Source organism: Streptomyces sp. NPDC041784, from assembly GCF_055591025.1.
Window position 1 is genome coordinate 90,884 of the sequence record NZ_JBVJAB010000013.1, and the last position, 21,522, is coordinate 112,405.

Consider the following 21,522-nt stretch of genomic DNA (forward strand, 5'->3'; position numbering starts at 1 on the left):
GAGGACAGGGAGAGTCGTGATCCGTTGGTCTGCCGCTCTGACGACGGCCGGAATCACTGATCCGCGTCTGCGGCAGACGTACGACACCCAGCGCGGGTTCGTGCGGAGGTTCGCCCTTCACGAGTACGTCGCGGTCCGGCTGTTGCTGCCGGCGCACCTTCACCCGCCCGTCATCGCCGCGGTGGCGTACATGCACGCGACCGACGAGTTGATCGACGCCGGCGAGGTAGGCGCCCGCCAGGCGGCGCTCCGTTCCTGGGACGCTGAGACCACAGCAGCCCTTGAGAGCAGCGAACCGCCCGCCCGGGGCACCCTCGCGGCTCTCTGGGACACGACGCGCCGTCACCCGCACCTGGCGACACGGGTCCGTGCCTTCCTCGACGGCGCTCCGGTCGAGGCCGGTTGGACCGGCTTCGACACGGAGGCCGACTTCCAGGCGTATGTGGACAGTTACTCCCTGCCCGGCCTGATGCTCACCGCGTCACTGATCGCGCCCGTTCCCGACGCCGGAGCCGACGAGCCGTTCGTCAAGGGATGCCGCGCGCTGATCGAAGGGTGGCAGCGCAGCGACTTCCTGGCCGACCTGGCCGAGGACGCCGAGCAGGGCCGCATCGGCATTCCGCGGGAGGAGTTGGCCCGGCACGAGGTGAAGGTCGAGGACCTGCGGAGCAAGTCGGAGGCGTGCGTGCCCGCGCTGGAGCACCTGATCCGAGAACAGGCCGATCGTGCCGAGGCCGCGCTGGCGGAATGCCGTGTGCTTCCCGCTCTCGTCGGGGCCGAACATCGGCCGTTCCTCGACGCCCTGATCGCTGTCCAGGCGCTTCGGCTCCGCGCGGTGAGGCGCGAGGGGGCAGGGCTCCTGCGCCGCGGGGCGGGGCCGGCACGGCTGGCCGCATTGCGGGTCCTGGGCCGTCAGTACCGCCGCGCGCGGATCGAGCAGCGCCGGATGCGGTAGCTCACTGGTCGGTTTCGTCGTGGCGCGCCTGTATGCGCGCGGTGACGCGTTCCTGGCCCGGCAAGGCCGTGATCACCACGGCACGGTGATCACGGCCTTGCCGCGCGCGTGGCCCCCTTCGACATGGTGTATCCCCTCGGCAGCGGCGGTCAGGGGGTAGGTGCGGTCGACCACGGGCGTGAGCCGGCCGGCTTCCACCAGGGCGGTGACGGCGAGCAGGTCCTCGTGGGTCGGTCCGGCCGGGGCCGCCGGGAGGATCACGCGGAGTTGCTGCCGGACGAACGCGTTGGCCGCGACCAGCCGCAGCATGGAGCCCACCGCGCCGAACACGTGGCCGGGTGAGCCGCCACCGTTGGCCACCAGGGTCCCTGTCGGGGTGAGCGCCCGGCGCAGTCGAGGCAGCGGGTGGTTACCCACGTTGTCCAGGATCAGGTCGTAGTGGACGCGCCCGTCGGTGAAGTCCTCCCGCATGTAGTCGACGACGTGCGCGGCGCCCAGTGAGCGCACCAGTTCGGCGTTGCCCGCGCTGCACACCCCGGTGACCTCCGCTTCCAGTGCGGCAGCGATCTGCACGGCGAACGTGCCCACGCCACCGGCGGCTCCGTTGACCAGCACCCGCTGTCCGGCCTGCGCCCGGCCCACGGTCCGGATGCCGCGCAGGGCGGTCACCGCGCCCATCGGTACGGCCGCGGCCTGCTCGAAGGTCAGGTTCGCGGGCTTGGGGACCAGGAGGTCCGGGGTGGTGCGCGCGTACTCGGCGAAGGAGCCGGGGCAGAAGCCCAGCACCTCGTCGCCGGGTTTGATTCCGCGCACACGGGCGCCGACGGCTGCCACCTGTCCGGCTGCGTCGATCCCGGCCACCCGGGACTTCGGCCGGGTCAGCCCCATGGGTCCCATCAGCCGCGCCACGTACGGGTCGCCGCGCATCATGTGCCAGTCGTAGGGGTTGACGGCCGCGGCGCGCACCCGCACCAGCACCTCGTCGGCCCCGATCTCGGGCTGGTCGGTCTCCGCCATCCGCAGGACGTCCGGCGGGCCGAACCGCTCCTGGACGATCGCCTTCATCGAGTCCCCCCATCACCTCGTGACCGATCAGAGGTGTACGGCGTACACCTCTATGGGGACCGTAGGTGTACGCCGTACACCCGTCAAGGGGTGACGAGGGCCGCGTTCGAGGCGCGCAGCGCGCGAGCAGGAATCAAGGTGATCGGGGTAATCGGGGTGGTCGAGGTGATCGGGGTGATCGGGGTGGACGGCCGCGCAGGCGACGGCGACGGCCGAAGAACCTCAGGCGGGTGCCGCCGGACTCTTCACCGGTGGGTCAGAGCGCGTCCCGGAGCCGCTCGAGGCCGTCCAGCGTCAGGTCCAGAGCGAACTCGAACTCGAACTGGTCGTCACAGCCCGAGCCGACGACGGAGTCCTGGTCGTGGACGACCGCCATGGCCAGTTCGGTGATGTGGGGGTAGCGCGCGGCCATCTCCTCGGGCGGCATCGCGTCCGGATCCGGCTCGCGGTCGGAGGTGTCGTCGAACAGTTCCTGGGAGAAGCCCAGGAGGCGGCTGCCCATGACGTGCATCGCGTGATGGACCAGATCGATCGAGAAGCCCCCGGCCCGGAAGATCCCGATCATCGAGTCCAGGTACTCCAGCACCGCCGGCGTGGGGGTGGTCCGCGCCTTGATCCGTGACTCGATGACCCCGGGCGCCCACGGGTGGCGCAGCAGCATGCGGCGGGCCGACAGCACGCGCCGGCGGATGGTGGTCTTCCAGTCGGTGCCCCTGGACGGCGGGTCGATCTCACCGACGAGGACGTCGACCATGCCGTCCAGCAGCTCGTTCTTGTTGGCCACGTGCTTGTACAGCGCCATGGGCACGACACCGAGCGACTGCGCGATCTTGCGCATGCTCAGCGCCTCGACCCCGCCTTCGTCGGCCAGGGTGACGGCGGCCTCCAGAACCCGCTTCTTGCTCAAGGGTGCGCGGGGCTGCACGTCGGCGTCGGTCTCCGTGACGATCTCCACCATCCCCTCTCGTGCGGCAAGGCCCGGAGCCGGCCGTCCTTCCCCTTGACAGGTGTACAGCGTCCGCCATGGTAGCTCCCGGCCTCTCGTAGGCGGACGCATCGGCGAAGGCCCAGCGGGCGAAGCAGTCGCCCGGCCGGCCCGGCCCGGCTCCGGCCACAGCAAGCGACCACAGCCGCGACCACTGCCGGTGACCACCGCCAGCGACCACAGCCGGTCACCCCCACGTCATGCGCCCAGCTCGATCGATCTCGCCTCGCCGCCCAGCAGACTCACACCCTGCGGGACCGTCGCCCGCAGTTCCCTCACCAAGGCGCGCACGACAGCGGATCCGGCCAGTTCGGAGGTGGTGACATAGCCGACCTGGCGTGTCGGGCGGTCGGGGCCGAGGTCGGTGATCCCGATCGAGTCCGGTGCTCCGACCAGGGAGAGCGCGGGCATGATCGCCATTCCATGACCTCCGCCGACCAAGGAGAGCACCGCGCCGTCGTCCTCGGCCTCGACGGTCGCCTGCGGGATCCAGGGCTGTGCGGCCCACCAGTCGCGGGTGTACGAGCCACAGTTCTCGGCCCAGTCGACCAGCGGCAGCGAGCGCGGGGCGGCGTGCCCCGTCGCGTGCACCAGGGCATACGGCTCTTCGAGGAGTGCCCTGGCGACCAGGCCCGGCGGGAAGGGCACGGAGCCGCCCAGGGTGGCGATCGCGATGTCGGCTTTCCCGTCGGCCACTTCGCCTGCGGTGCCGCGCCCCACCTCGCGTACGATCCGCACCCGCGGCTCGATCCCGGGGTGTCGGGCGCGGAGCCGCCGCAGTACGGGCGGCAGCAGGTGGAGAGCCGCGCTGCGGAAGGCCGCGATCCGCAGCGGCCCCTCCGGGGCATCGGGCCGGGCCGCGCCGCGCGCCTCGGCGGTCAGGACGTCCAGCAGGCGGAGGATGCGGCGGGCGTGCGCGACGGCCTTCTCTCCGGCAGGGGTCGCCCTGGCGCCGGTGCGGCCGCGCGTGAAGAGGACGGCACCGATCTTGCGCTCGCTGCCGCGAACCGAGTGGGAGACCGCGGACTGGGTCAGACCGAGTGCGCCGGCCGCGGCCGAGAAACCGCCGGTGTCCGCCACCGCCACCAGGACGCGCAGTTCCTGCGGGGCGAGATCGGTGTCGGTCGTGCGGGCCACGGGGCGCTCACCTCGATGTATGAGTACTGCTCAGATGTATGAGTACTGCTCATGGAACGGTGTGTCGCATGAGCCCAACCGGCTGCCCGGGTGGCGCATTCCCGCCCTACGGTCCGGGCATGAACGAGACCGCGCTCACCGTGCACCAGACCGCCCGCCCCCACGGTTTTCCCACCGCCGAGCACTTCGCCTTCGTCGAGTCCGCGCTTCCCGAGCCCGCGGCCGGGAGCGCGCTCGTGGAGAACCTGTACTGGTCCGTCGACCCCTACCACCGCGAGATGATGGACGACGTGCCCGGCGGCTTCGCACTCGACGCACCGCTGGAGGGCCGCACCATCGGGCGGGTGATCATGTCGCGCACGCCCCGGCTGACCGAGGGCGAGGTCGTGTTCCACCGGCAGGGCTGGCGCACCCACGCGGTGGTCACGCCCGAGGAGATCCGGCGACTGCCCCGCTTCGACGGGGTGCCCCTGACCGCGTACCTGAGCACCCTGGGCGGCACCGGCCTGACCGCCTACGTGGGCCTGACCCGGATCGCCCGGCTCCAGGAGGGGGAGGACCTGTTCGTGTCGGCCGCCGCGGGCGGCGTCGGCACGGCGACCGGGCGGTTCGCCAGACTGCTCGGTGCCGGACGGCTGGTGGGCAGCGCGGGTTCGGCGGCGAAGGCCCGCCACCTCATGCGGGAGGTGGGCTATGACGCCGTGTTCGACTACCACGACGGGCCCGCCGCCGACCTGCTCGGCAAGGCCGCGCCGGACGGCATCGATGTCTTCGTCGACAACGTCGGCGGCGAGCAGCTGGCCGCGGCGGTGGGAGCGCTGCGCGAGTTCGGGCGGATCGTCCGTGTCGGCACGATCAGCCAGTACAACACCCCGGACGCGCCGTCACCGCGCTTCGACTACGCGGACATCGTGGAGAAGAGCATCCGCATGGAGGGCTTCCTGGTCAGCAACTACCGCGATCTGCAGGAGGAGTTGTACGAGTTCTCGGTGCCGCATCTCCAGAGCGGGCGGCTGGCTCTGGACGAGACGGTGGTCGACGGCTTCGAGCACATCGTGGACGCGTTCCTCGGAATGCTGCGCGGCGAGAACACCGGCAAGATCATCGTGCGAGACCTCGGACAGGCCCATCCGTGAACGCCCTGGGCGCTCGGCCTCACCGCCCCGACGCCGTGCGGTTCGGCTGTCCCGTCGAGCGGCCGCTGCCGGTGGAGGGCGCGGATCGACGGCGGGGACGGCCGGTCGGGAAAACCCTTCGACAGACGAGTGGCCCACGCACTGTGATGGCCTCGACCGCCCGCCGCAGGAGAGTGGGCCGACCACAGGAGTCGTTCCTTGCCGACCGAGAGAACTGCGGACCCCCGTCCTTCGATCGACGCGGCACTGGTCAGGCGGCTTCTCGCTACGCAGTTCCCGCAGTGGGCCGAGCTGCCGCTCGACCTGCTCGACCCGGCCGGTTCGGACCATGTGATCTATCGGCTGGGCGAAGAGCTGTCCGTCCGGCTGCCCCGCCATGCGGGGGCCATCGGCCAGGCCCGGAAGGAGTCCGTGTGGCTTCCCCGGCTCGCCCCGCACCTGCCGTTGGCCATCCCGGTACCGGTGGGGGTGGGTGAGCCGGACTTCGACTATCCGTGGCCCTGGGCGGTCTCCCGGTGGCTGGACGGCGAAGTCGCGGCCACCGAGGCCCTGGCCGACTCGTCCGGGATCGCCGTCCAACTGGCCGAGTTCCTCACGGCCCTTCAGGAGTTCACGCCCGAGGACATCCCGGTCGGGTTCGCTCCCGAGGACCTCACCGCCCGGCCGCTGGCCGACCGGGACCGCGCGACGCGGGCCGCCATCGCGGACGTCGGCGGCGCATTCGACGCCTCGGCCATGACCGAGTTGTGGGACGCGGCGCTGAACGCCCCGGGTTGGGATCGCCCTCCGGTCTGGTTCCACGGCGACCTCCACACCGGCAATCTGCTGGCCGTCGGCGGCCGTCTCAGCGCGGTGATCGACTTCGGCGGGCTCGGCATCGGCGACCCGGCCTGCGACCTGACCATCGCCTTCACCCTGATGTCGGCCAGGAGCCGGGCTGTATTCCGCTCCACGCTCGGCGTCGACGACGCCACCTGGACCCGAGGCCGCGGCTGGGCGTTGGCCACCGGCCTGAACGCCTACACCTCCTACGCTGCCGTCAACCCGCGGGTCGCCGCGCAGACCACCCGTCAGATCACCGAGGCGTTGACCGACTGAGCAACGGGTTCCAGAACACCCGAACTGTTCGAACCCGTCGTCCGGAGAGGCCGCCGCACAGCAGGTGTGTTCATGGATGTGAACTCTGTGTACGTGGGTGTACCGCAGGGTGCCTGCCGTGCCAGACTCGCTCAACGTCCTTGCTGCGCTGCCCAGTTGGAGGCGTTCATGACCATTTCCCGGCGTACCGTCCTCACCGTGGCGGCCGGTGCCGCCATGGCCGTCCCCTCACCGGCACGGGCGTCGGAAGCGTCCAGCGACCCGGCACCGGCGGCGGCTCTGCCGGCACTGCGCGCGGCAGCCGACTACGCGGTCGAGAAACTGCGCACCGTCGCTCCGGGTGTCGGCGCGTTTCCCGTCGGGACGAGGTTCGAGAAGTGGACCTACTCCCAGAACGGTGACTGGGTGGGAGGGTTCTGGCCTGGGACGCTGTGGATGGGGTACCTCTACAGCGGCGACACCTCGTTGCGGACGCTGGCACTCGAATCGGCGCGAAAGCTCGCTCCCCGCCAGTACGACACCACCACCCACGATCTCGGATTCCTCTTCTGTCCGTCGTGGGTCACCGCCTGGCGCCTGACAGGCGACGAGAGTTGGCGGGCGGGCGCCGTGCAGGCGGCCGAGTCGCTGATACGGCGATACAACCCGCGCGGCCGCTTCATCCGGGCCTGGGGAGCACTCGACGACCCGCGCAACGCCGGCCGGGTCATCATCGACACGATGATGAACCTCGACCTGCTGGCCTTCGCGAGCCGGCAGACAGGCGACGAGAAGTATCTCGGCGTCGCGGTGGAGCACGCCAAGTCGGCGCAACGCGTCTTTCCGCGCCCGGACGGATCGACCCCCCACGTCTACGACTTCGATCCCGACAGCGGCGCACCGATCGGCGCGAACACGGTCCAGGGCTACAGCCCCACCTCCTGCTGGTCGCGCGGACAGGCCTGGGGCATCTACGGGTTCACCACGATCTACCGCAGAACCGGAAACCGTCAGTTCCTGGCCACGGCACGCCGGCTCGCCGACTACGCGGTGGGGGCGCTGAGCCCGGACCACGTGCCCGTGTGGGACTACCGTGCGCCTCAGCAACCCCACGACATCAAGGACGCGTCAGCGGGCGCCGTCATGGCGTGCGGGCTGCTCGACCTGGCCGCCGCCACCGGCCGACCCGAGTACCGGCAGGTGGCGGTGCGCATCCTCACGGCACTGTCGGAAACCTGCCTGACCAGGAATTCGCCCCGCGCCGAGGCAGTGGTGGCCCGCTGCACCCGCAACCGCCCGGCCGAGGACGGGATCGAGATCTCGCTCCCCTACGCCGACTACTACCTGCTGGAAGGCATCCTGCGCGTGCTCCAGCCCCAGGATCTCGACCGGGCCATCGACCTGTCGACGCTCTGACCACGCGTCGGCGAGCGCGACACCTGTACCGCCGCGGAACTCGCCAGGGTGTGGCGCCGTCTCTCCGGAGGCGGCGCCGCCGCACCGGCACACTCGACTTGGAGCCCCATGCGCGCACGCCACCCCCTCGCCCTCGCCCTTCTCGTCTCCTTCGCGACCCTGACGGGAGCCTGCACGGAGCAGAAGCAGGAGCCGACAGAGCCCGGGACCGGAAATCCCCCGCCCACATCGCAGGCCCCCACCTGGGGCGGAAAGGCGGACCAGGAGGACGCGATGGAGCGCGCCACGCGCGCCCTCAACGCGGACGAACCCGAGAGCGCCTCCCGCGAGGACTCGGGCATGACAACCCTGGCCCAGGGCCTGAACAAGAAGTTGACGACGCGGGGCGACCGGCCCTACACCTTCGACGTCGCCTGCCAGAGCCCCGCGCCGCACACACTCACCCTGACCCTGGTACGGGGCGAGGAGAGAAGCGCATGGGAGGTGGAGTGCGGCGACCGCGAGGCGGACCGGTTCAACATCCCCGCCGGCGCCCCCTTCACCGCTCGGATCACCCCGTCGAACCGGGACACGGACGGCCTCGTGCTCTGGCGCCTCAACACCGTCGCCCCCGAGGACGTGCAGGAGTGCGAGGACGACATCGTGGGGTGCGAGAGCTGACCGGCGCCCCCGACCGGCGAGGCAGCCAGGAGGCGTGAACGGCGCGCAAGGGGCGCACATTTGTACTGAAAGACGCTGAATATCCCATGAGTGGATTTTCGCCAGTATGGTGGCCGGGCGGCTGCGCGAAAGGCACACCGGCACCGGGGAGTTCCGGATGTGCCGCCCTTTCGCCTGCCGCTGTTCGGAACCTTCGGGCGGCCGCGCTGTGGTCCGGCTGCCCATGTCACCAGGGGGCGGAACCATGCGGGTGCTCGCGGAGAGATACGAACTGCTCGAGGCGGTCGGACGCGGTGGAATGGGAGAGGTCTGGCGCGCCACCGATCGAGAGCTCGGCCGCACCGTCGCGGTGAAGGTACTACCACCCGAGCTCACCCGGCACGAGGAGTTCCGTGTCCGGTTCCGCCGGGAGGCCCGCACCGTCGCCTCGCTCAATCACCGGAACGTCGCCGTGCTGCACGACGTCGGCGAGGACACCACGGACGGCGAGACGACGCCGTTCCTGGTCATGGAGTTCATCGAGGGGCGCACCCTGACCGACGTGCTGGCCGACGGCCCGTTCACGGTCGAGCGGGCCCTGGCGGTCGGCAGGGACATCGCCGACGCGCTCGCCCACAGCCACGCCCAGGGCCTCATCCACCGCGACATCAAGCCCTCCAACGTCATGCTGACGTCCGAGGGCGGCATCAAGGTCCTGGACTTCGGGATCGCGAAGGTCGTCGCGGAGACCACCACCCGCCTCACCGCGACGGGCATGACGGTGGGCACTCCCGCCTACCTCTCCCCCGAGCAGCTCACGGGCCGGCCGGTGGACGGCCGCTCCGACCAGTACTCCATGGGCTGTCTGCTGTACGAGCTGCTGACCGGCCGGCCCCCGTTCGTCGGCGACTCCCCCTTCGCGGTGATGCACCAGCACATCAGTCAGGAGCCGGTCGCACCGTCCCGGCTGCGCCCGCAGATCCCGGCCGTGGTGGACGGCCTCGTCCTGCGGACCCTGGCGAAGGACCGTGAGCAGCGGCCGGGCAGTGCGGCGGAGCTGCGGGAGGCGCTGGCGGCGACCCTCACCGCGCTGAGCGCTCCGGTGGCCGCGCCGGCCCCACGGACCGCCGCCTCCGCTCCGGGCGCGCCGCCCCCGCCCGCCGTGCCGCCCGCGCGCACGGACGCCGAGTCCACGTCGGGTCCCGGGCACACGGCACTGGCGCAGCAGGAGACCCGCACCGCGCCGACGCCGCCCAGGCCCGTCGTCCCGCCCCCCGGTGAGCCGGCCGACACGGCCGTCCCCGGCGCCGCGGACGGTACCCGGACGCCGTCCGGCACGGCGCCGGCGGGCGGCGAGCCGTCGCCCTCGTCCGGTGGGCGGCGGTTCGGCCTCACCACCGGCAGGATCGTCGCCCTGCTGGGCATCGTCGTCTCCGGCGTCGTCAGCGTCGGCTACCAGGACGCGTACGAGGACTCGTCCGACGCGCTCGTCGGCGTGTGGGTGGCCGCCGCCGTGCTCGGGCTCGCCCTGTTCCGCTGGCTTCCCCTCACCTCGACCCTCCTGTGGTGGGGGGCCGGCGCCCTGGTCATCGCGAGCGTCGCGGTCGGCGGCGCGGTCGACGACTACGACTACGAGTACGTCACGGAGTCCGACTTCGGCACCCTCTACTACTACGACTCCTCCTACGACGACTACTACGAGCTGGAGGCCGACTCCACCGGCAACCGGCTCTTCGAGGACGACTACAGCGGCGGGTACTCCTACGCGGATGCCGAGGTCTACTACGACCACACCGCGAACGACTCCATCGAGATCCTCGCCGCTCCGGTGCTCGCCCTCGCCGCGCTCTGCCTCGTCCGCGCGTTGAGCCGCCGACGCCCGTCGCCCCTCGCGGCGGCCTCCGGCCTGACCCTGGGCGGCCTGGGAGTCGGCTGGCTGGCCTTCGGTTCGGAGGAGCAGATGGGGGTGTTCTCGGTCGCCTGGGGCGTGGTCGTCATCGCCGCCGTCGTCCAGGAGATCCGGGCCCGCAGGAACGCCCCGGCACGTGTCCGCCGCCGTCTGCGGTTCGTCACGGCCGAATAGGTGGGCCCGGTCGTACGACTCGGCCTAAAAGGTCGAACCGTCGGACGGGCCGCGGTCGTTGTCACGGTGACTGCTTCGCTGGAGGCCCGACGATCGACATCGGAGGAGTGACGGTGACACGACGTGAGGACTCGGTCGAGTCGATGGAGCAACTCGCCACGGTCTGGCGGTCCATGGTGCTCGACCGGGACGCGGGTGCCGATGTGCGGGACCTTCCGGGGGTCGCCGTGCGCTGGGCCGACTGCCGGTTCGCCTTCTGGAACTGCGTCACGCTGACCGATGTGGGGGCGGACGCGGCGCTCCTGGAGCGGCGGCTGGCCGAAGCGGCGGGCGTCATGCGGGCGAAGACGTTCCCGGGCTTTCTGTGGGTCTTCGAGGACCTCCTCGACGCCGACGCGCGCGCGGGTCTCACGGCGGCGGCCGAGCGAGCGGGGCTCGTCCACGCCTTCCCCGGCACCGGGATGGCCGGGGACCTGCTCCCCCTTCCCGAGCCGGCCCACCCCGATCTCACGTTCGTGCGCGTGAGCACCGACGAGCATCTTCGCTCCTACGCGGACCTCAACTCACGCGCGTACGGCTTCCCTCTGGAGCACGGCCGCGACGGACTCTCCGGTTCCAGACTGTGGAAGGAGGACGTGCACGCCTACCTCGGCCTGCGGAACGGTGTCCCGGTGACGTGCGCCGCGACGATCGAAGCCGAGGGCCGCCTCTTCGTCGTGCTCGTCGCCACGGACCCGCGGTGGGAGCGCAGGGGCTACGGCGAAACGGTGACGCGGAAGGCGCTGTACGAAAGCGCCCGGGCGACCGGGCTGACGCGCGCCACCCTGCACGCGACCGTCGCGGGAGCACCCGTGTACCCGCGTATCGGCTTCGAACCGAACTCGCCCCTGCACTTCTTCGGCCTGCGGTAGCCGGGCGGCGGCCGCCGCCTCAGTCTCCTCCGCTCCCTGTCCGGTGCCAGGCTCCCGCATGCTCCGCCCCGGCGCGGCGACGGGTCGCTCGCGTGTACATGACCGCGACGGCCACGAACACCGCGACGACCGCGGCGGGAGCGGCGGCGAGTGGCAGCCAGTCCGGGCGTTCCTCCCGGGCCACGGCCATGTCCAGGGCCGCGGTGACCGCCGCCATCAGCAGGCCGACGGCGAGGAGGACGGCGACGACGTTCCGCGCGCGACCGGTGCCGGCCGGGTGCGGACCGGGGCGCAGTTTCGCCCAGTCCCGCGCGGCCTCCCGCACCTCACGCCGGCGTTGCACGACTGCCCGGCCGAGGAGGCCGACCGTGACGGCGGCCCCGGTGACGGCCGCGGCGCCGGGCACCCACCACGCCTCGGCCGCCAGGAGCAGCAGGGCGATGATCCCGGTCGTGCTCCAGCCGCTCAGACAGGCGGCAGCGACGGTACGGCGGGAGTCGGGGCGGTCGGCGCCGGCCCGCAGATCGGTGAGGGCCGGCAGGTACCAGACACAGCCGGACACGGTCAGCATCGCGGTTCCCAGGGCGGCGACGGGCTGGATCACGGCCTAGCGCTCCGCCTCGAGGGCGGCGACCTGCGGGTGATGCAGGTCGAAGGCCGGCGACTCGCTGCGGATCCGGGGCAGGCCGGTGAAGTTGTGCCGGGGCGGCGGGCAGGAGGTGGCCCACTCCAGGGAGCGGCCGTAGCCCCAGGGGTCGTCCACGGTGACGCGCTCGCCGTACCGGGCGGTCTTCCACACGTTGTAGAAGAACGGCAGGATCGACAGGCCGAGCAGGAACGAGCCGATCGAGGACAGGGTGTTGAGGGCGGTGAAACCGTCGGCCGCCAGGTAGTCGGCGTACCGGCGGGGCATCCCCTCCGCGCCGAGCCAGTGCTGGACGAGGAAGGTGAGGTGGAAGCCGATGGTGAGCGTCCAGAACGTGATCTTGCCGAGGCGCTCGTCGAGCATCTTGCCGGTGAACTTCGGCCACCAGAAGTGGAAGCCGGCGAACATCGCGTACACGACCGTACCGAAGACGGTGTAGTGGAAGTGCGCCACCACGAAGTACGAGTCGGAGAGGTGGAAGTCCATCGGCGGTGACGCCAGGATCACGCCGGTCAGCCCTCCGAAGACGAACGTGATGAGGAAGCCGGTGGTCCACAGCATCGGCGTCTCGAAGGAGAGGCTGCCCTTCCACATGGTGCCGATCCAGTTGAAGAACTTCACACCGGTCGGGACGGCGATGAGGAACGTCATGAAGGAGAAGAACGGGAGCAGGACGCCACCGGTGACGTACATGTGGTGCGCCCACACCGTGACGGACAGACCGGCGATCGCGATCGTCGCGGAGATCAGGCCGAAGTAGCCGAACATCGGCTTCCGGGAGAAGACCGGGATGACCTCGGAGACGATCCCGAAGAACGGCAGGGCCAGGATGTAGACCTCGGGATGCCCGAAGAACCAGAACAGGTGCTGCCACAGCAGCGCCCCTCCGTTGGCCGCGTCGAAGATGTGACTGCCGAACTTCCGGTCGCACTCCAACGCGAACAGCGCCGCCGCCAGGACCGGGAAGACGAGCAGGATCAGCACCGCGGTCAGCAGCACGTTCCAGGTGAAGATCGGCATCCGGAACATGGTCATACCGGGCGCGCGCATACAGATGATCGTGGTGATGAAGTTGACCGCGCCGGCGATCGAGCCGAAGCCCGACAGCGCCACACCCATGATCCACAGGTCGGCGCCCACTCCCGGCGAGTGCACCGAGTCCGACAGCGGCGCGTACAGGAACCAGCCGAAGTCGGCGGCCCCGCCCGGGGTGAGGAAACCGAACGCCGCGATCGACGACCCGAACAGGAACAGCCAGAAGGCGAGCATGTTCAGGCGGGGGAAGGCCACGTCCGGGGCGCCGATCTGCAGCGGCATGATCCAGTTGGCGAAGCCGGTGAACAAGGGCATCGCGAACATCAGCAGCATGATCGAGCCGTGCATCGTGAACGCCTGGTTGAACTGCTCGTTGGACATGATCTGCAGTCCCGGCCGGGCGAGTTCCGCCCGCATCAGCAGCGCCAGGACGCCACCGACGACGAAGAACGCGAACGCGCTGACCAGGTACAGCGTCCCGATCCTCTTGTGGTCGGTGGTCGTCAGCCACTCCACCCACGACGGGCCGGCGGTCGCCCCGCCGTTCCTCCCGGCTCCTGCGGACGCCTTGCCGGTGACGGAGACCGCGGCGGTCGGCCGCGCGGTCTCCCTCGGTTCTGTCCGTGCCTCTTCCACGGGTTCCTGTCCTCCCCTTGGTGTCCATGACGGGGGCGGGAAGAGCCGTGGGTGCGGGACCTCGGACCGGCTCCTTCCGGCCGCCGGTCCATGATCGCCACAGGGGTGGGAGGGCCCGATAGGGTCGAACGTCCCTGGTCGGGCCGGGTCGGCGGGCCGAACGGCCCCATTTGGCCGCCGTGCCATCCTGCCCACCCTGCCCGCTCTGCCTCCGGGTGAGGGAGGATCAGAGCAGGGTCTGCCAGTAGGACCAGAACCGTGTCCCGATCAGCAGCAGGATGCACAGGTACCAGGTGACCGGCACCACCCAGTGGAACTCCCGCACACCCGCGACCACCCCGCGGGAGGCCCGGATGACGCCGTGCCGCAGATTGTGCACCGTGGTGTACCAGAACATGGCGACGGTCGCCGCCCAGGCCAGGCAGCACCACAGGCACAGCGCACCGATCTCGTACAGCGCCTGGGTCATCAGCCACATGCAGAAGCCCGCGCCGAACAGCGTCCCCAGGTTCAGCCCGAGCCAGAACCAGCGGCGGAAGCGCGCTCCGGCCAGCAGCGCGAACCCGGCGAACGTCACGACCGGATAGGTGGCCAGGCCCAGCAGCGGGTTGGGGAAGCCGAACACGGACGCCTGCTGACTGCGCATCACGTTCGAGCACGACAGCACGGGGCTCAGGTTGCACGAGGGGGCGAAGTCCGGGTTCTGGAGGAGCTCGAACTTGTCGACCGTGATGACGAAGGAGGCGAGGAGGCCCAGGGCCCCGGTCACGATCAGCAGCCAGGCCAGGGCGCGGGAGCCTCCGGTCGCACCCGTCGAGGGGATCTCCCGGGCCGGCCCGGACTCCCGGGGCCCGCTGTCCAGCCGGCGCAGCTGCGTGGTGGGGGCGGTGAGGGCGGTGGTGTCGCTGTTGCTCGTGCCGCTCATCGGGAGGTACCCGCCTCGCTGGTGCTGCGGCCGGGCTCGGCGCGCACGGAGGCCGGAAGGTGCGGGCCAGTGGCCTCCGTACGCACGGAGGCCGGACAGTCCGGGCCGGCGGGCGGTCGGCGGTCGTCGTACGGCCGCGGCGCGGCGCGCAGGCCGGTGCGGGTGGCGCCCAGCGGCCAGAGCACCTCCACGGGGACTCCGCGGGAGCGGGCGTAGGCCACCAGATGCGCGGTGGCGTCCCGGCCGTCGGAGGGCGAACCGTCCCAGACGGCCACCAGGCGACGGCATCCCGCGACGATCTCCTCGTCCGCGCCGACGCACGCGTCGCGGTCGCCCGGGTCGTACGTCAGCAGCCGCACCCATCGGGCGAGGAGCAGCAACTCCCCGATCGGCGCCCGGTCGCGGGCCGGCAGCAACGCCGGCACCATGCCCGCCGTGGGAATCACCACGACCAGATCCCGGCCCGCCCGGTGCGCGGCCCGCCCGAACGCCACCGGGACACCGCCACCGGCGCGTACCACGCCCGGCTCCCCGTCGGGCTCACGCTCCAGCACGGCCGCCAGTTCGGCCTCAACCAGCCGCGAGGTCTCCGGGGTCACGTCGGCGTGGCCCACCACCGCGATCATCTGCCACTCCTTCCGCCGTTCGGCGCTCTTCCGTCGTCCGCGTCCTGGCACACGGCCGGTCCCGTGGCCGCCCGTGGACGGAGTCCACCAGGTCGGGCACGCACGGGATCCGGACCCCGGTGCCGGGCGCGGGAGTCCGGGATCAGTGAAGTCAGCGCCGCGGGCGCGTGACTAGAGCCGAACGGCCCTGACCTGGTACGCCGGGGTCCGCACGGCCTGGCCGACCTTCGGCGACCCGGGTCAAGGGTTCGACGCCGCCTTGCCTTCCCGGAGGGAGGAGCGTCTGCGCCAGGTTCCTCGGGGCCGTGCGGCCCGGCCGGTGCCCGGTCCGGGCAGCAGCCGCTGCGATGCTCAGCGGCCCGACCGCGATATGCCCTCGGTGGCCTGGCCCACGGCATCGAATATTCCCCGCCCCAGGTCCGTCGGGGCGATCAGCACGCCGAACACCAGGACGATGAACACGGTCAGCATCTCGTCGTTGCGGCTGCGGGCCTCGGTCCGGCGCCGCAGCCGTACGAAGATGATGACCGCCAGCAGCACCGCGACATTGATCGTCAGCACGAACATCTCCTCCCCGCCCAGCCACTCTCCCCCCACGTGTAGCGGCCGCCTGTCGCCGCGCAGGACGTGACCGTCCGGGTTTGGCGGCAATCCGCATACAGATCGACCGGATTCGCGGAGTTGACGCCGGCGGCCTCCAAGTCCGTGCTGTGCTCGCTCCCGTCGACGGTGTCGGCGCACCTCGTCGCGGGGAACTCCTTCCTGAAACGGTGGACGGCCGGCCGGGGTTCGGAGCGGCGGTCGGACCCTGGCCTCGGGCAGCTACAAGAAGAAGGTCCGGATCTGGGACGGCGGAAGCGGTCGGCACCTGATGCGTCTCGACGCGATGGACCACGCGGTCAGCGGCGGCGCCGAACGCGAGCAGGCGCGGGTGATCACGCGCGAGCGGCCCGAGGGGTTACCCGTGGGCGCGGCCGGCCTCACCCGCTTCGCGACCGAGGCCGGGAACCCGGGCAACGCCCGGCAGGTGGTGGAGGTACGGATCGGGCGCTGTCGGCACGGTGGGCCGCGTCTCCACCGGTTCCGGGCTCGCCGCCAGGAACGCCATCGCGACCCTGCAACGCGCCTGCGCCGAGATCCTCCACGCCCTCGACAGCGGCGCCGACGGTCGGACGACGGTCCTTGAACAAGGAACCCGGCCAGGGTCCTGTCAGTCGGACGGACACGGCGGCGTCTCCCGGGCCTGCCGCAGACGCGGGGCCGCGCGCTGGGAGGGGCTGTAGGCGCCGGTCACGGCCGAGCAGATGACGTCGTGCCAGTGGGCCGGGGAGAGACGCAGTGTCATCTCATCCTCGTCGCCCAGCAGGCGCAGGACGTCACCGGTGAGGTGCCCGGCGCGGATCGAGGAGAATCCGGGCCAGGTGACGTTGCCCCGTGGTTCACCGTCCGTGGGAGAGAACAGGGCGACGGCGTCCGAGGAGGTGGTGACGAGCGTGCCGTCGGCCGCGACGCCCAGCAGGCCGCCCGCGTCCGTGAGGGGACGGGTCTGCCCCGTGCGACGCTCTTCGTCGACCTGCCACCACTCCACACGACGGTCCCGGACGAGCGCGGCGAGCCGGTCACCGTCTGCGCTGAACGCGGTCCACCGCTCCAGGGCGTCGTTGGTGTAGATCAGCGGCGAGCCCTCCAGCCGGGCCGTACGGGTGCCGCGTCGTACGTCCCACACCTCGATGCGGCCGTGGCCGGCCCAGTCGTCCGTCACGACCGCCACCTCGTCGTCGTGGCCCGGCCGGGGTGCGAGCTGCCCGGTGGGGGCGAAGCTGCCCGGTCCCTGCGGGACGCGTTCGAGAGCCGTGGGTCCGCCGCTGCGGACGCCGGTACGAGGGTCGAGCCGTACGAGAGTGTCCCCCAGGCACAGCACGACGAGGTCCCCGCCCGGCGTCTGGACGATGTCCTGCGGCCGGTTCCAGAGGTGGCCGTCGCCACGGCCGCAGTCCCAGGTGAGTCGCGTCCGGCTGCGCAGCGTCTCCACGTCGAACAGGGCCGCGTCGGTGAAGCCGCCGGACCACACGAGGAGCGCGTCACCGCCCTTGCGGGTCACCCAGAGCACCCGCAGGGAGAAGTCGTCCTGCTTCCTGGCGCGGTCCGAGAGGATCTGCCGGGTGGCCCGGATCCGCCGGCCCGCGCCCAGCACCTCCAGTGTGCCCCCGGACAGGCGCGCGGTGCGCGAGCCGTCCGGTGAGACGGCGAACCGGCCGGCGGCGCCGGCGGCCACCTCCTGTAGCGGCGGAGGGATCGCCGCAGGCCGCAGACGGAGCAAGGAGTCCCCCATGACGGCGAGCACGGTGCGCGCACCGTCCCCCCTGCCGGTCACGGCAACGTGCGCCGAAGTGGAGTCCCCGCCCGGCAGCGTGACGGACCAGTGGCGGCGGCCGTCACGGGCGTCGAGGACCGTGACGGTCCGCAGGGTCTCGCCGGTGGAGTTCCGCTCGTCCAGGAAGTGCGTGCCGGTCAGGTCCGAGGAGAACTCCGTCCCGTTCAGCTCTCCGGTCGGACGCCTCGCGTCGGGCGTGAGGGGGTACCACCGGGCGGTGTGTCGCTCGTCCATCAGCAGGACGGACCGTCCCCGGTCCAGAGCCGTCAGCCAGTTCTTGCTCACCGGCCCGAAGACGCGGCGCACCCGGTCGCCGGAGGCCGTGTCGTGGATGTCGAGGTAGTGCTCCCAGGCCGGATCCTTTCCGGCGCGCACCTGGTGGCTGACGCCGACGACCAGGCGGTCTCCGCGTCCCACTAGCCAGGCCGTATCCGGTGTGTACAGGGCCATCGACCGTGGGGAGAGCGGCAGGCTCTCGCCGGTCCTCGTGTCCCACAGGCGCGCCAGGGCGTGCCGCCCGGCGTCCTCGGGGCGCGGTGTCTCGAACTGGAAGAAGTGCAGCAGGCGGCGGCCGTCCTCGGAGAAGTCCACCGAGGGGCTGTAGACGTCCCCTCGGTCGGCGAGCGGATCCGACAAGGTGCGCGGTGCGGCATGACGTCCGGTCAGGTTCCAGAGCATCGTTCTGCCCTCCGTCGTCACCAGTGCGTAGTGCCGGCCGTCGTCGCTGAGCGCGTCCTCGAAGCTCTCCACGTCGAGGCCCTCGGGGACGCCGCGCAGCCGCAGTGCCCGGGGGGTGGCGTCGAGGGCACCGGTCACGGCCGTGATCTCCAGGTCGGCCCCGCCGTTCGGCTGGGACACCACCACGAGGGTGCGGCCGTCGGGCGTGGCGTGCACCGACTGTGCCGCGCCCGGCCACAGCCCGGTGCGTGACCCCACCGTGTCGCGGGCGCGGACGTACTGGGCGAACAGGGCACGGCGTGCCTCGGGTGTGTGCCGGGCCGACCATGCGCCGGCCGCGTAGCGGAACGCGCTGTCCGGGGAGCGCTGAGCCGTCTCCCCGGCGAGTTCGCTCAGTTCGGCGGAGGCGGCGGTGCGCAGTTGCTCCTGGTCCCGCTGCAGTGCTCGGTAGGTGTACACGGCGAGGCCCGTGGCCACCAGCGCGAGCGTTGTGACCAGTCCGGTGACCGCCCACAGCCGCCGCAGCCCCCTGCGTTGCCGACGGCGGCCCGCCTGCAGGTAGGCCCGCTCCACGGGCGTGAGGTCCTCGGGCCGGCGTGCCAGCCACTCGAGCCCCTGGGCCAGCCGTACCCCGTGCGGCAGCAGCCCCGCCGGGCGCCCGCGCGTCTCCCATTCGCCCGCGTCGCGCGCGGTGCGTTCCTGCCAGTCGCGGAAGTCCGCGCCGTCGCGCAGCCAGTCGGCGAGCCGCTCCCACTCCCGCAGCAGGGCCTCGTGCACGACATGCACGGTGCCGCCGGTGGGTCCGGGAGCCGTGGCCTCCACGACGTCCCAGACGAGGAGACGGCGCCCGGCCAGCAGACGGGCCAGTGCGGCCTGATCGGCGGGCAGGTGGTCCGTCGGCACGGCTCGGCGGGTGAAGGCGCCCCGGCCGTCCGGACGGGCCAGCCGCTGGAAGAGCCGACGGGCGGTGTCCTCCCGTACGCCGTCCACCGCGAGGCATGCGGTGAGCGCCTCGTCCGCGTACGTCGTCAGCGCCCCGCCGACCCCGCCGATCTCCTCGTACGCGGCGTGGGTGAGCGTGTGGGCCTTCTTGTGGCGCCACAGCTCGGTCAGGGTGAACTGGAGCAGGGGCAGACAGCCCGGTTCGTCGACGGCGTCGCGGACGAGGCGTGCGCTCAGTCCGTCCTGGAGGCGCAGCCCGGGGACGGCCCGAACGGGCTCTTCGACGGCGAGGGTGAGCGCCTCGGCCGTCATCGGGGCGAGGAACGTGACCGCGCGGCCCAGCGCCGCCGAGGTGTCGGCGGCGGTGAGCGCCTCCAGGGTGGCGGGCCGCGCGGTCAGCACAGCCCGCAGCCCGCCGCCCTGTGCCGGGTCGGGGGTGGCCGTGAGCGCCGACAGCGTCCGGAAGGCCCGCAGCGCTCCTTGCGGGTCGGCGGCGGCGTACTCCTCGAACTGGTCGAGGAGGAGCACGGCTCCGCGCGGCCCGAGTTCGTCGCAGAGCCGTCCGCGCAGGGCGATGCGCTCGCTCTCGAGCCCGGCGCACGCGTCGCGCACCGCCGTCACACGGTCCGGGCGGGCCCCGTCGTCGGGAGCGGCCGCGTGCCAGGCGGCGGCGACTGCTTCGGCGACCCAGGCGTCGGCGTGGTCACGCGCGACGAAGGCCGGACTCGCGCGGTCCGGACCGGTGGCGGGCGGTTCGGCGGTTGCCGGATCGTGGGCGGCCGGGTCGTGGGCGGCCGGGTCGGTGCCAGCCGGGTCAGTGGCGGCCGGGTCGGTGGCGGGCTGGGGCACACGCAGCGCCGACGGCGTTCCCAGGCGGCGCAGTTCGGTCAGGAGGCCGGCTCTCAGCAGGGACGACTTCCCACTGCCCGACGGCCCGGCGAGCACCGTGACCGGACGCGATCCCAGGGCCTGCGCCAGCGCCCGTACCTCGGGCCCGCGGCCGTGGAAGTAGCGGGCGTCCGCCTCCTCGAACCGGCCGAGCCCGCGGAACGGGCACGCCACCCGCGCCTCCGGCCCGAGCAGCCGGTCCGCGGGGATCAGATAGGCGGTTCCGCTGAGCCCGTACCGTCCGCGCGTGACGAGCATCCCAACCACGGCGTGCTGGCGTACGTCCCAGACGGCGGCCCCGCTGAACCCCTGGGCGATCGCCACTCCGTGCGCGGCGAGGTCGAGCTGGAGCCGGTCGGACCGCTGCCGGCCGCGCAGCACGCCGGTGGCGTTCACCCCGCGCGGCGCGTCCACGGGGAAGCCGAAGGCACGAATCTCCCCGCCCCACTCGTCGTCGGCACCGTCGACGAACGGCAGCGGCTCCGTGCCCTTCACCGGCGCCGCCAGGCGCAGTACAGCGATGTCGTCCTCCGGCCGCCATGTCTCGACCCGGGCCGCAACGGGCGCGCCGGCGTCAGCCCCGGCGAGCAGCGGGAAGTCCACCGCGACCGGCTGTTCGGGACAGCCGCCGTCGAGGCCCTGCACAACATGGGCGCAGGTGCACACGAGTTGTTCGCCGATGAGGAACCCCGCGCCCGCGACCACGCCGTCCGGGCCGAACACCCGGGCGGCGCCCCGCTCGTACCGGGCCTGCGGGGGAAGACCGTCACGAGGCACCGGACGCGTCCCGTCCGCCGGTGCTCTCCCACTCCACGCCCACGCTGAAGTGCGCCTCGGCGGCGGTCCTGGCGAGCACCACGCCGGCCTCGGCCGTCACCTTCACCCCGAACTCCAGGGAGATCCGGTCGGGCCGGCGCGGCATCGCGCGCAGCGAGTCGACCAGGTCCTGTACGGCCGGACGCACCCGGTCGACCGCGTCGCGCAGCGTGTCCGCGGCGGCTCCCACGGTCTCCGCGGGCCGGGGCCGGCCGATGGGCTCGTAGGCGTCGGGGGCCGCCGGGCGAGGTCCGGCCGACGGCCCGGCCGCCGCGGCCGTCTCCACTCGCAGCAGTGAGCCGTCCTCGAGTTCGATCGTGGTGATGGGTGCCATGGAGCGCTGAGCCTGCCTCGTGTCCCGGGGAGTTGCTTGGTCACCCGGGCCAACGAGCCATCGAGGGCGAGGAGTCGGCGGTGTCCGAAAGGGACAGCAGCCGATTTCTCACGATCGACCCGTCCCGTGTCCGGTCCCCGCACACGGGGTACGCGGGGCCGGCGATCAGGAGCCGATGGCACGGAATCCCGATCCCTCCGCGGTCGGCAGCGGACAAA

16 protein-coding genes and 1 pseudogene are annotated in these 21,522 nt (G+C 72.1%); 7 read left to right on the forward strand and 10 right to left on the reverse strand.

Annotated features, from left to right (window positions below; genetic code table 11):
- Positions 1–16: 16 nt before the first annotated feature.
- On the forward strand, positions 17–955 hold the full coding sequence (locus ACZ6D7_RS26905) for a squalene/phytoene synthase family protein (RefSeq protein WP_469495728.1): 939 nt from the start codon (positions 17–19) through the stop codon (positions 953–955).
- A gap of 72 nt (positions 956–1,027) precedes the next feature.
- Here ACZ6D7_RS26905 and ACZ6D7_RS26910 read toward each other — a convergent pair whose 3' ends face one another.
- The 3 genes from ACZ6D7_RS26910 to ACZ6D7_RS26920 all read right to left on the reverse strand — a co-directional run bounded on the left by ACZ6D7_RS26910 (position 1,028) and on the right by ACZ6D7_RS26920 (position 4,142).
- A complete protein-coding gene (locus ACZ6D7_RS26910; RefSeq protein WP_469495731.1) occupies positions 1,028–2,020 on the reverse strand; it encodes an NAD(P)-dependent alcohol dehydrogenase in 993 nt (330 codons plus the stop codon).
- A gap of 256 nt (positions 2,021–2,276) precedes the next feature.
- Positions 2,277–2,978, reverse strand: a complete 702-nt coding sequence (locus ACZ6D7_RS26915) for a TetR/AcrR family transcriptional regulator C-terminal domain-containing protein (RefSeq protein ID WP_469495734.1) — start codon at positions 2,976–2,978, stop codon at positions 2,277–2,279.
- A 225-nt stretch (positions 2,979–3,203) separates the two neighbouring features.
- Positions 3,204–4,142, reverse strand: a complete 939-nt coding sequence (locus ACZ6D7_RS26920) for a LysR family transcriptional regulator (RefSeq protein ID WP_469495737.1) — start codon at positions 4,140–4,142, stop codon at positions 3,204–3,206.
- A gap of 119 nt (positions 4,143–4,261) precedes the next feature.
- On the opposite strand from ACZ6D7_RS26920, the gene ACZ6D7_RS26925 reads away from it, so the two are divergent.
- From ACZ6D7_RS26925 to ACZ6D7_RS26950, 6 genes are all read left to right on the forward strand, one after another.
- Positions 4,262–5,278 carry an NADP-dependent oxidoreductase gene (locus ACZ6D7_RS26925; RefSeq protein WP_469495741.1) on the forward strand — a complete coding sequence of 339 codons (1,017 nt, stop codon included), beginning with the start codon at positions 4,262–4,264 and terminating at the stop codon, positions 5,276–5,278.
- Positions 5,279–5,476: 198 nt separating this feature from the next.
- A complete protein-coding gene (locus tag ACZ6D7_RS26930) occupies positions 5,477–6,376 on the forward strand; it encodes an aminoglycoside phosphotransferase family protein (RefSeq protein ID WP_469495744.1) in 900 nt (299 codons plus the stop codon).
- A 168-nt stretch (positions 6,377–6,544) separates the two neighbouring features.
- Complete coding sequence (locus ACZ6D7_RS26935; RefSeq protein ID WP_469495746.1) at positions 6,545–7,771, forward strand: glycoside hydrolase family 88 protein; 1,227 nt, start codon at positions 6,545–6,547, stop codon at positions 7,769–7,771.
- Positions 7,772–7,879: 108 nt separating this feature from the next.
- The gene (locus ACZ6D7_RS26940) at positions 7,880–8,431 is read left to right on the forward strand and encodes a hypothetical protein (RefSeq protein ID WP_469495749.1); all 552 of its coding nucleotides are present in this window, start codon (positions 7,880–7,882) and stop codon (positions 8,429–8,431) included.
- A gap of 250 nt (positions 8,432–8,681) precedes the next feature.
- The gene (locus tag ACZ6D7_RS26945) at positions 8,682–10,493 is read left to right on the forward strand and encodes a serine/threonine-protein kinase (protein ID WP_469495752.1); all 1,812 of its coding nucleotides are present in this window, start codon (positions 8,682–8,684) and stop codon (positions 10,491–10,493) included.
- A 143-nt stretch (positions 10,494–10,636) separates the two neighbouring features.
- Positions 10,637–11,404, forward strand: coding sequence for a GNAT family N-acetyltransferase (locus ACZ6D7_RS26950; protein ID WP_469496206.1), 768 nt, complete (start codon positions 10,637–10,639; stop codon positions 11,402–11,404).
- 19 nt (positions 11,405–11,423) lie between these two features.
- On the opposite strand, the gene ACZ6D7_RS26955 is transcribed toward ACZ6D7_RS26950, so the two are convergent.
- The 7 genes and pseudogenes from ACZ6D7_RS26955 to ACZ6D7_RS26985 all read right to left on the reverse strand — a co-directional run bounded on the left by ACZ6D7_RS26955 (position 11,424) and on the right by ACZ6D7_RS26985 (position 21,304).
- A complete protein-coding gene (locus ACZ6D7_RS26955; RefSeq protein ID WP_469495755.1) occupies positions 11,424–12,008 on the reverse strand; it encodes a hypothetical protein in 585 nt (194 codons plus the stop codon).
- A gap of 3 nt (positions 12,009–12,011) precedes the next feature.
- Positions 12,012–13,721, reverse strand: a complete 1,710-nt coding sequence (gene ctaD, locus ACZ6D7_RS26960) for an aa3-type cytochrome oxidase subunit I (RefSeq protein ID WP_469495758.1) — start codon at positions 13,719–13,721, stop codon at positions 12,012–12,014.
- Between the two features lie 226 nt (positions 13,722–13,947).
- Positions 13,948–14,646, reverse strand: coding sequence for a vitamin K epoxide reductase family protein (locus ACZ6D7_RS26965; protein WP_469495762.1), 699 nt, complete (start codon positions 14,644–14,646; stop codon positions 13,948–13,950).
- Positions 14,647–14,762: 116 nt separating this feature from the next.
- Positions 14,763–15,272: pseudogene (locus ACZ6D7_RS26970) on the reverse strand (hypothetical protein); the annotation flags it as partial.
- A 351-nt stretch (positions 15,273–15,623) separates the two neighbouring features.
- Complete coding sequence (locus ACZ6D7_RS26975; RefSeq protein WP_469495765.1) at positions 15,624–15,833, reverse strand: hypothetical protein; 210 nt, start codon at positions 15,831–15,833, stop codon at positions 15,624–15,626.
- Positions 15,834–16,482: 649 nt separating this feature from the next.
- Entirely contained in the window at positions 16,483–20,931 is a 4,449-nt protein-coding gene (locus tag ACZ6D7_RS26980; protein WP_469495768.1) for an nSTAND1 domain-containing NTPase, read from the reverse strand.
- A complete protein-coding gene (locus ACZ6D7_RS26985) occupies positions 20,921–21,304 on the reverse strand; it encodes a CU044_2847 family protein (protein ID WP_469495770.1) in 384 nt (127 codons plus the stop codon). Before ACZ6D7_RS26985 ends, ACZ6D7_RS26980 begins: the two co-directional genes overlap by 11 nt.
- Positions 21,305–21,522 lie beyond the last annotated feature (218 nt).

Coding starts and splice junctions, on each gene's coding strand:
- ACZ6D7_RS26950 (WP_469496206.1), top strand. CDS start 10,637: ATGGAGCAACTCGCCACGGTCTGGCGGTCCATGGTGCTCGACCGGGAC.
- ACZ6D7_RS26915 (WP_469495734.1), bottom strand. CDS start 2,978: ATGGTGGAGATCGTCACGGAGACCGACGCCGACGTGCAGCCCCGCGCA.
- ACZ6D7_RS26935 (WP_469495746.1), top strand. CDS start 6,545: ATGACCATTTCCCGGCGTACCGTCCTCACCGTGGCGGCCGGTGCCGCC.
- ACZ6D7_RS26925 (WP_469495741.1), top strand. CDS start 4,262: ATGAACGAGACCGCGCTCACCGTGCACCAGACCGCCCGCCCCCACGGT.
- ACZ6D7_RS26940 (WP_469495749.1), top strand. CDS start 7,880: ATGCGCGCACGCCACCCCCTCGCCCTCGCCCTTCTCGTCTCCTTCGCG.
- ACZ6D7_RS26965 (WP_469495762.1), bottom strand. CDS start 14,646: ATGAGCGGCACGAGCAACAGCGACACCACCGCCCTCACCGCCCCCACC.
- ACZ6D7_RS26910 (WP_469495731.1), bottom strand. CDS start 2,020: ATGAAGGCGATCGTCCAGGAGCGGTTCGGCCCGCCGGACGTCCTGCGG.
- ACZ6D7_RS26985 (WP_469495770.1), bottom strand. CDS start 21,304: ATGGCACCCATCACCACGATCGAACTCGAGGACGGCTCACTGCTGCGA.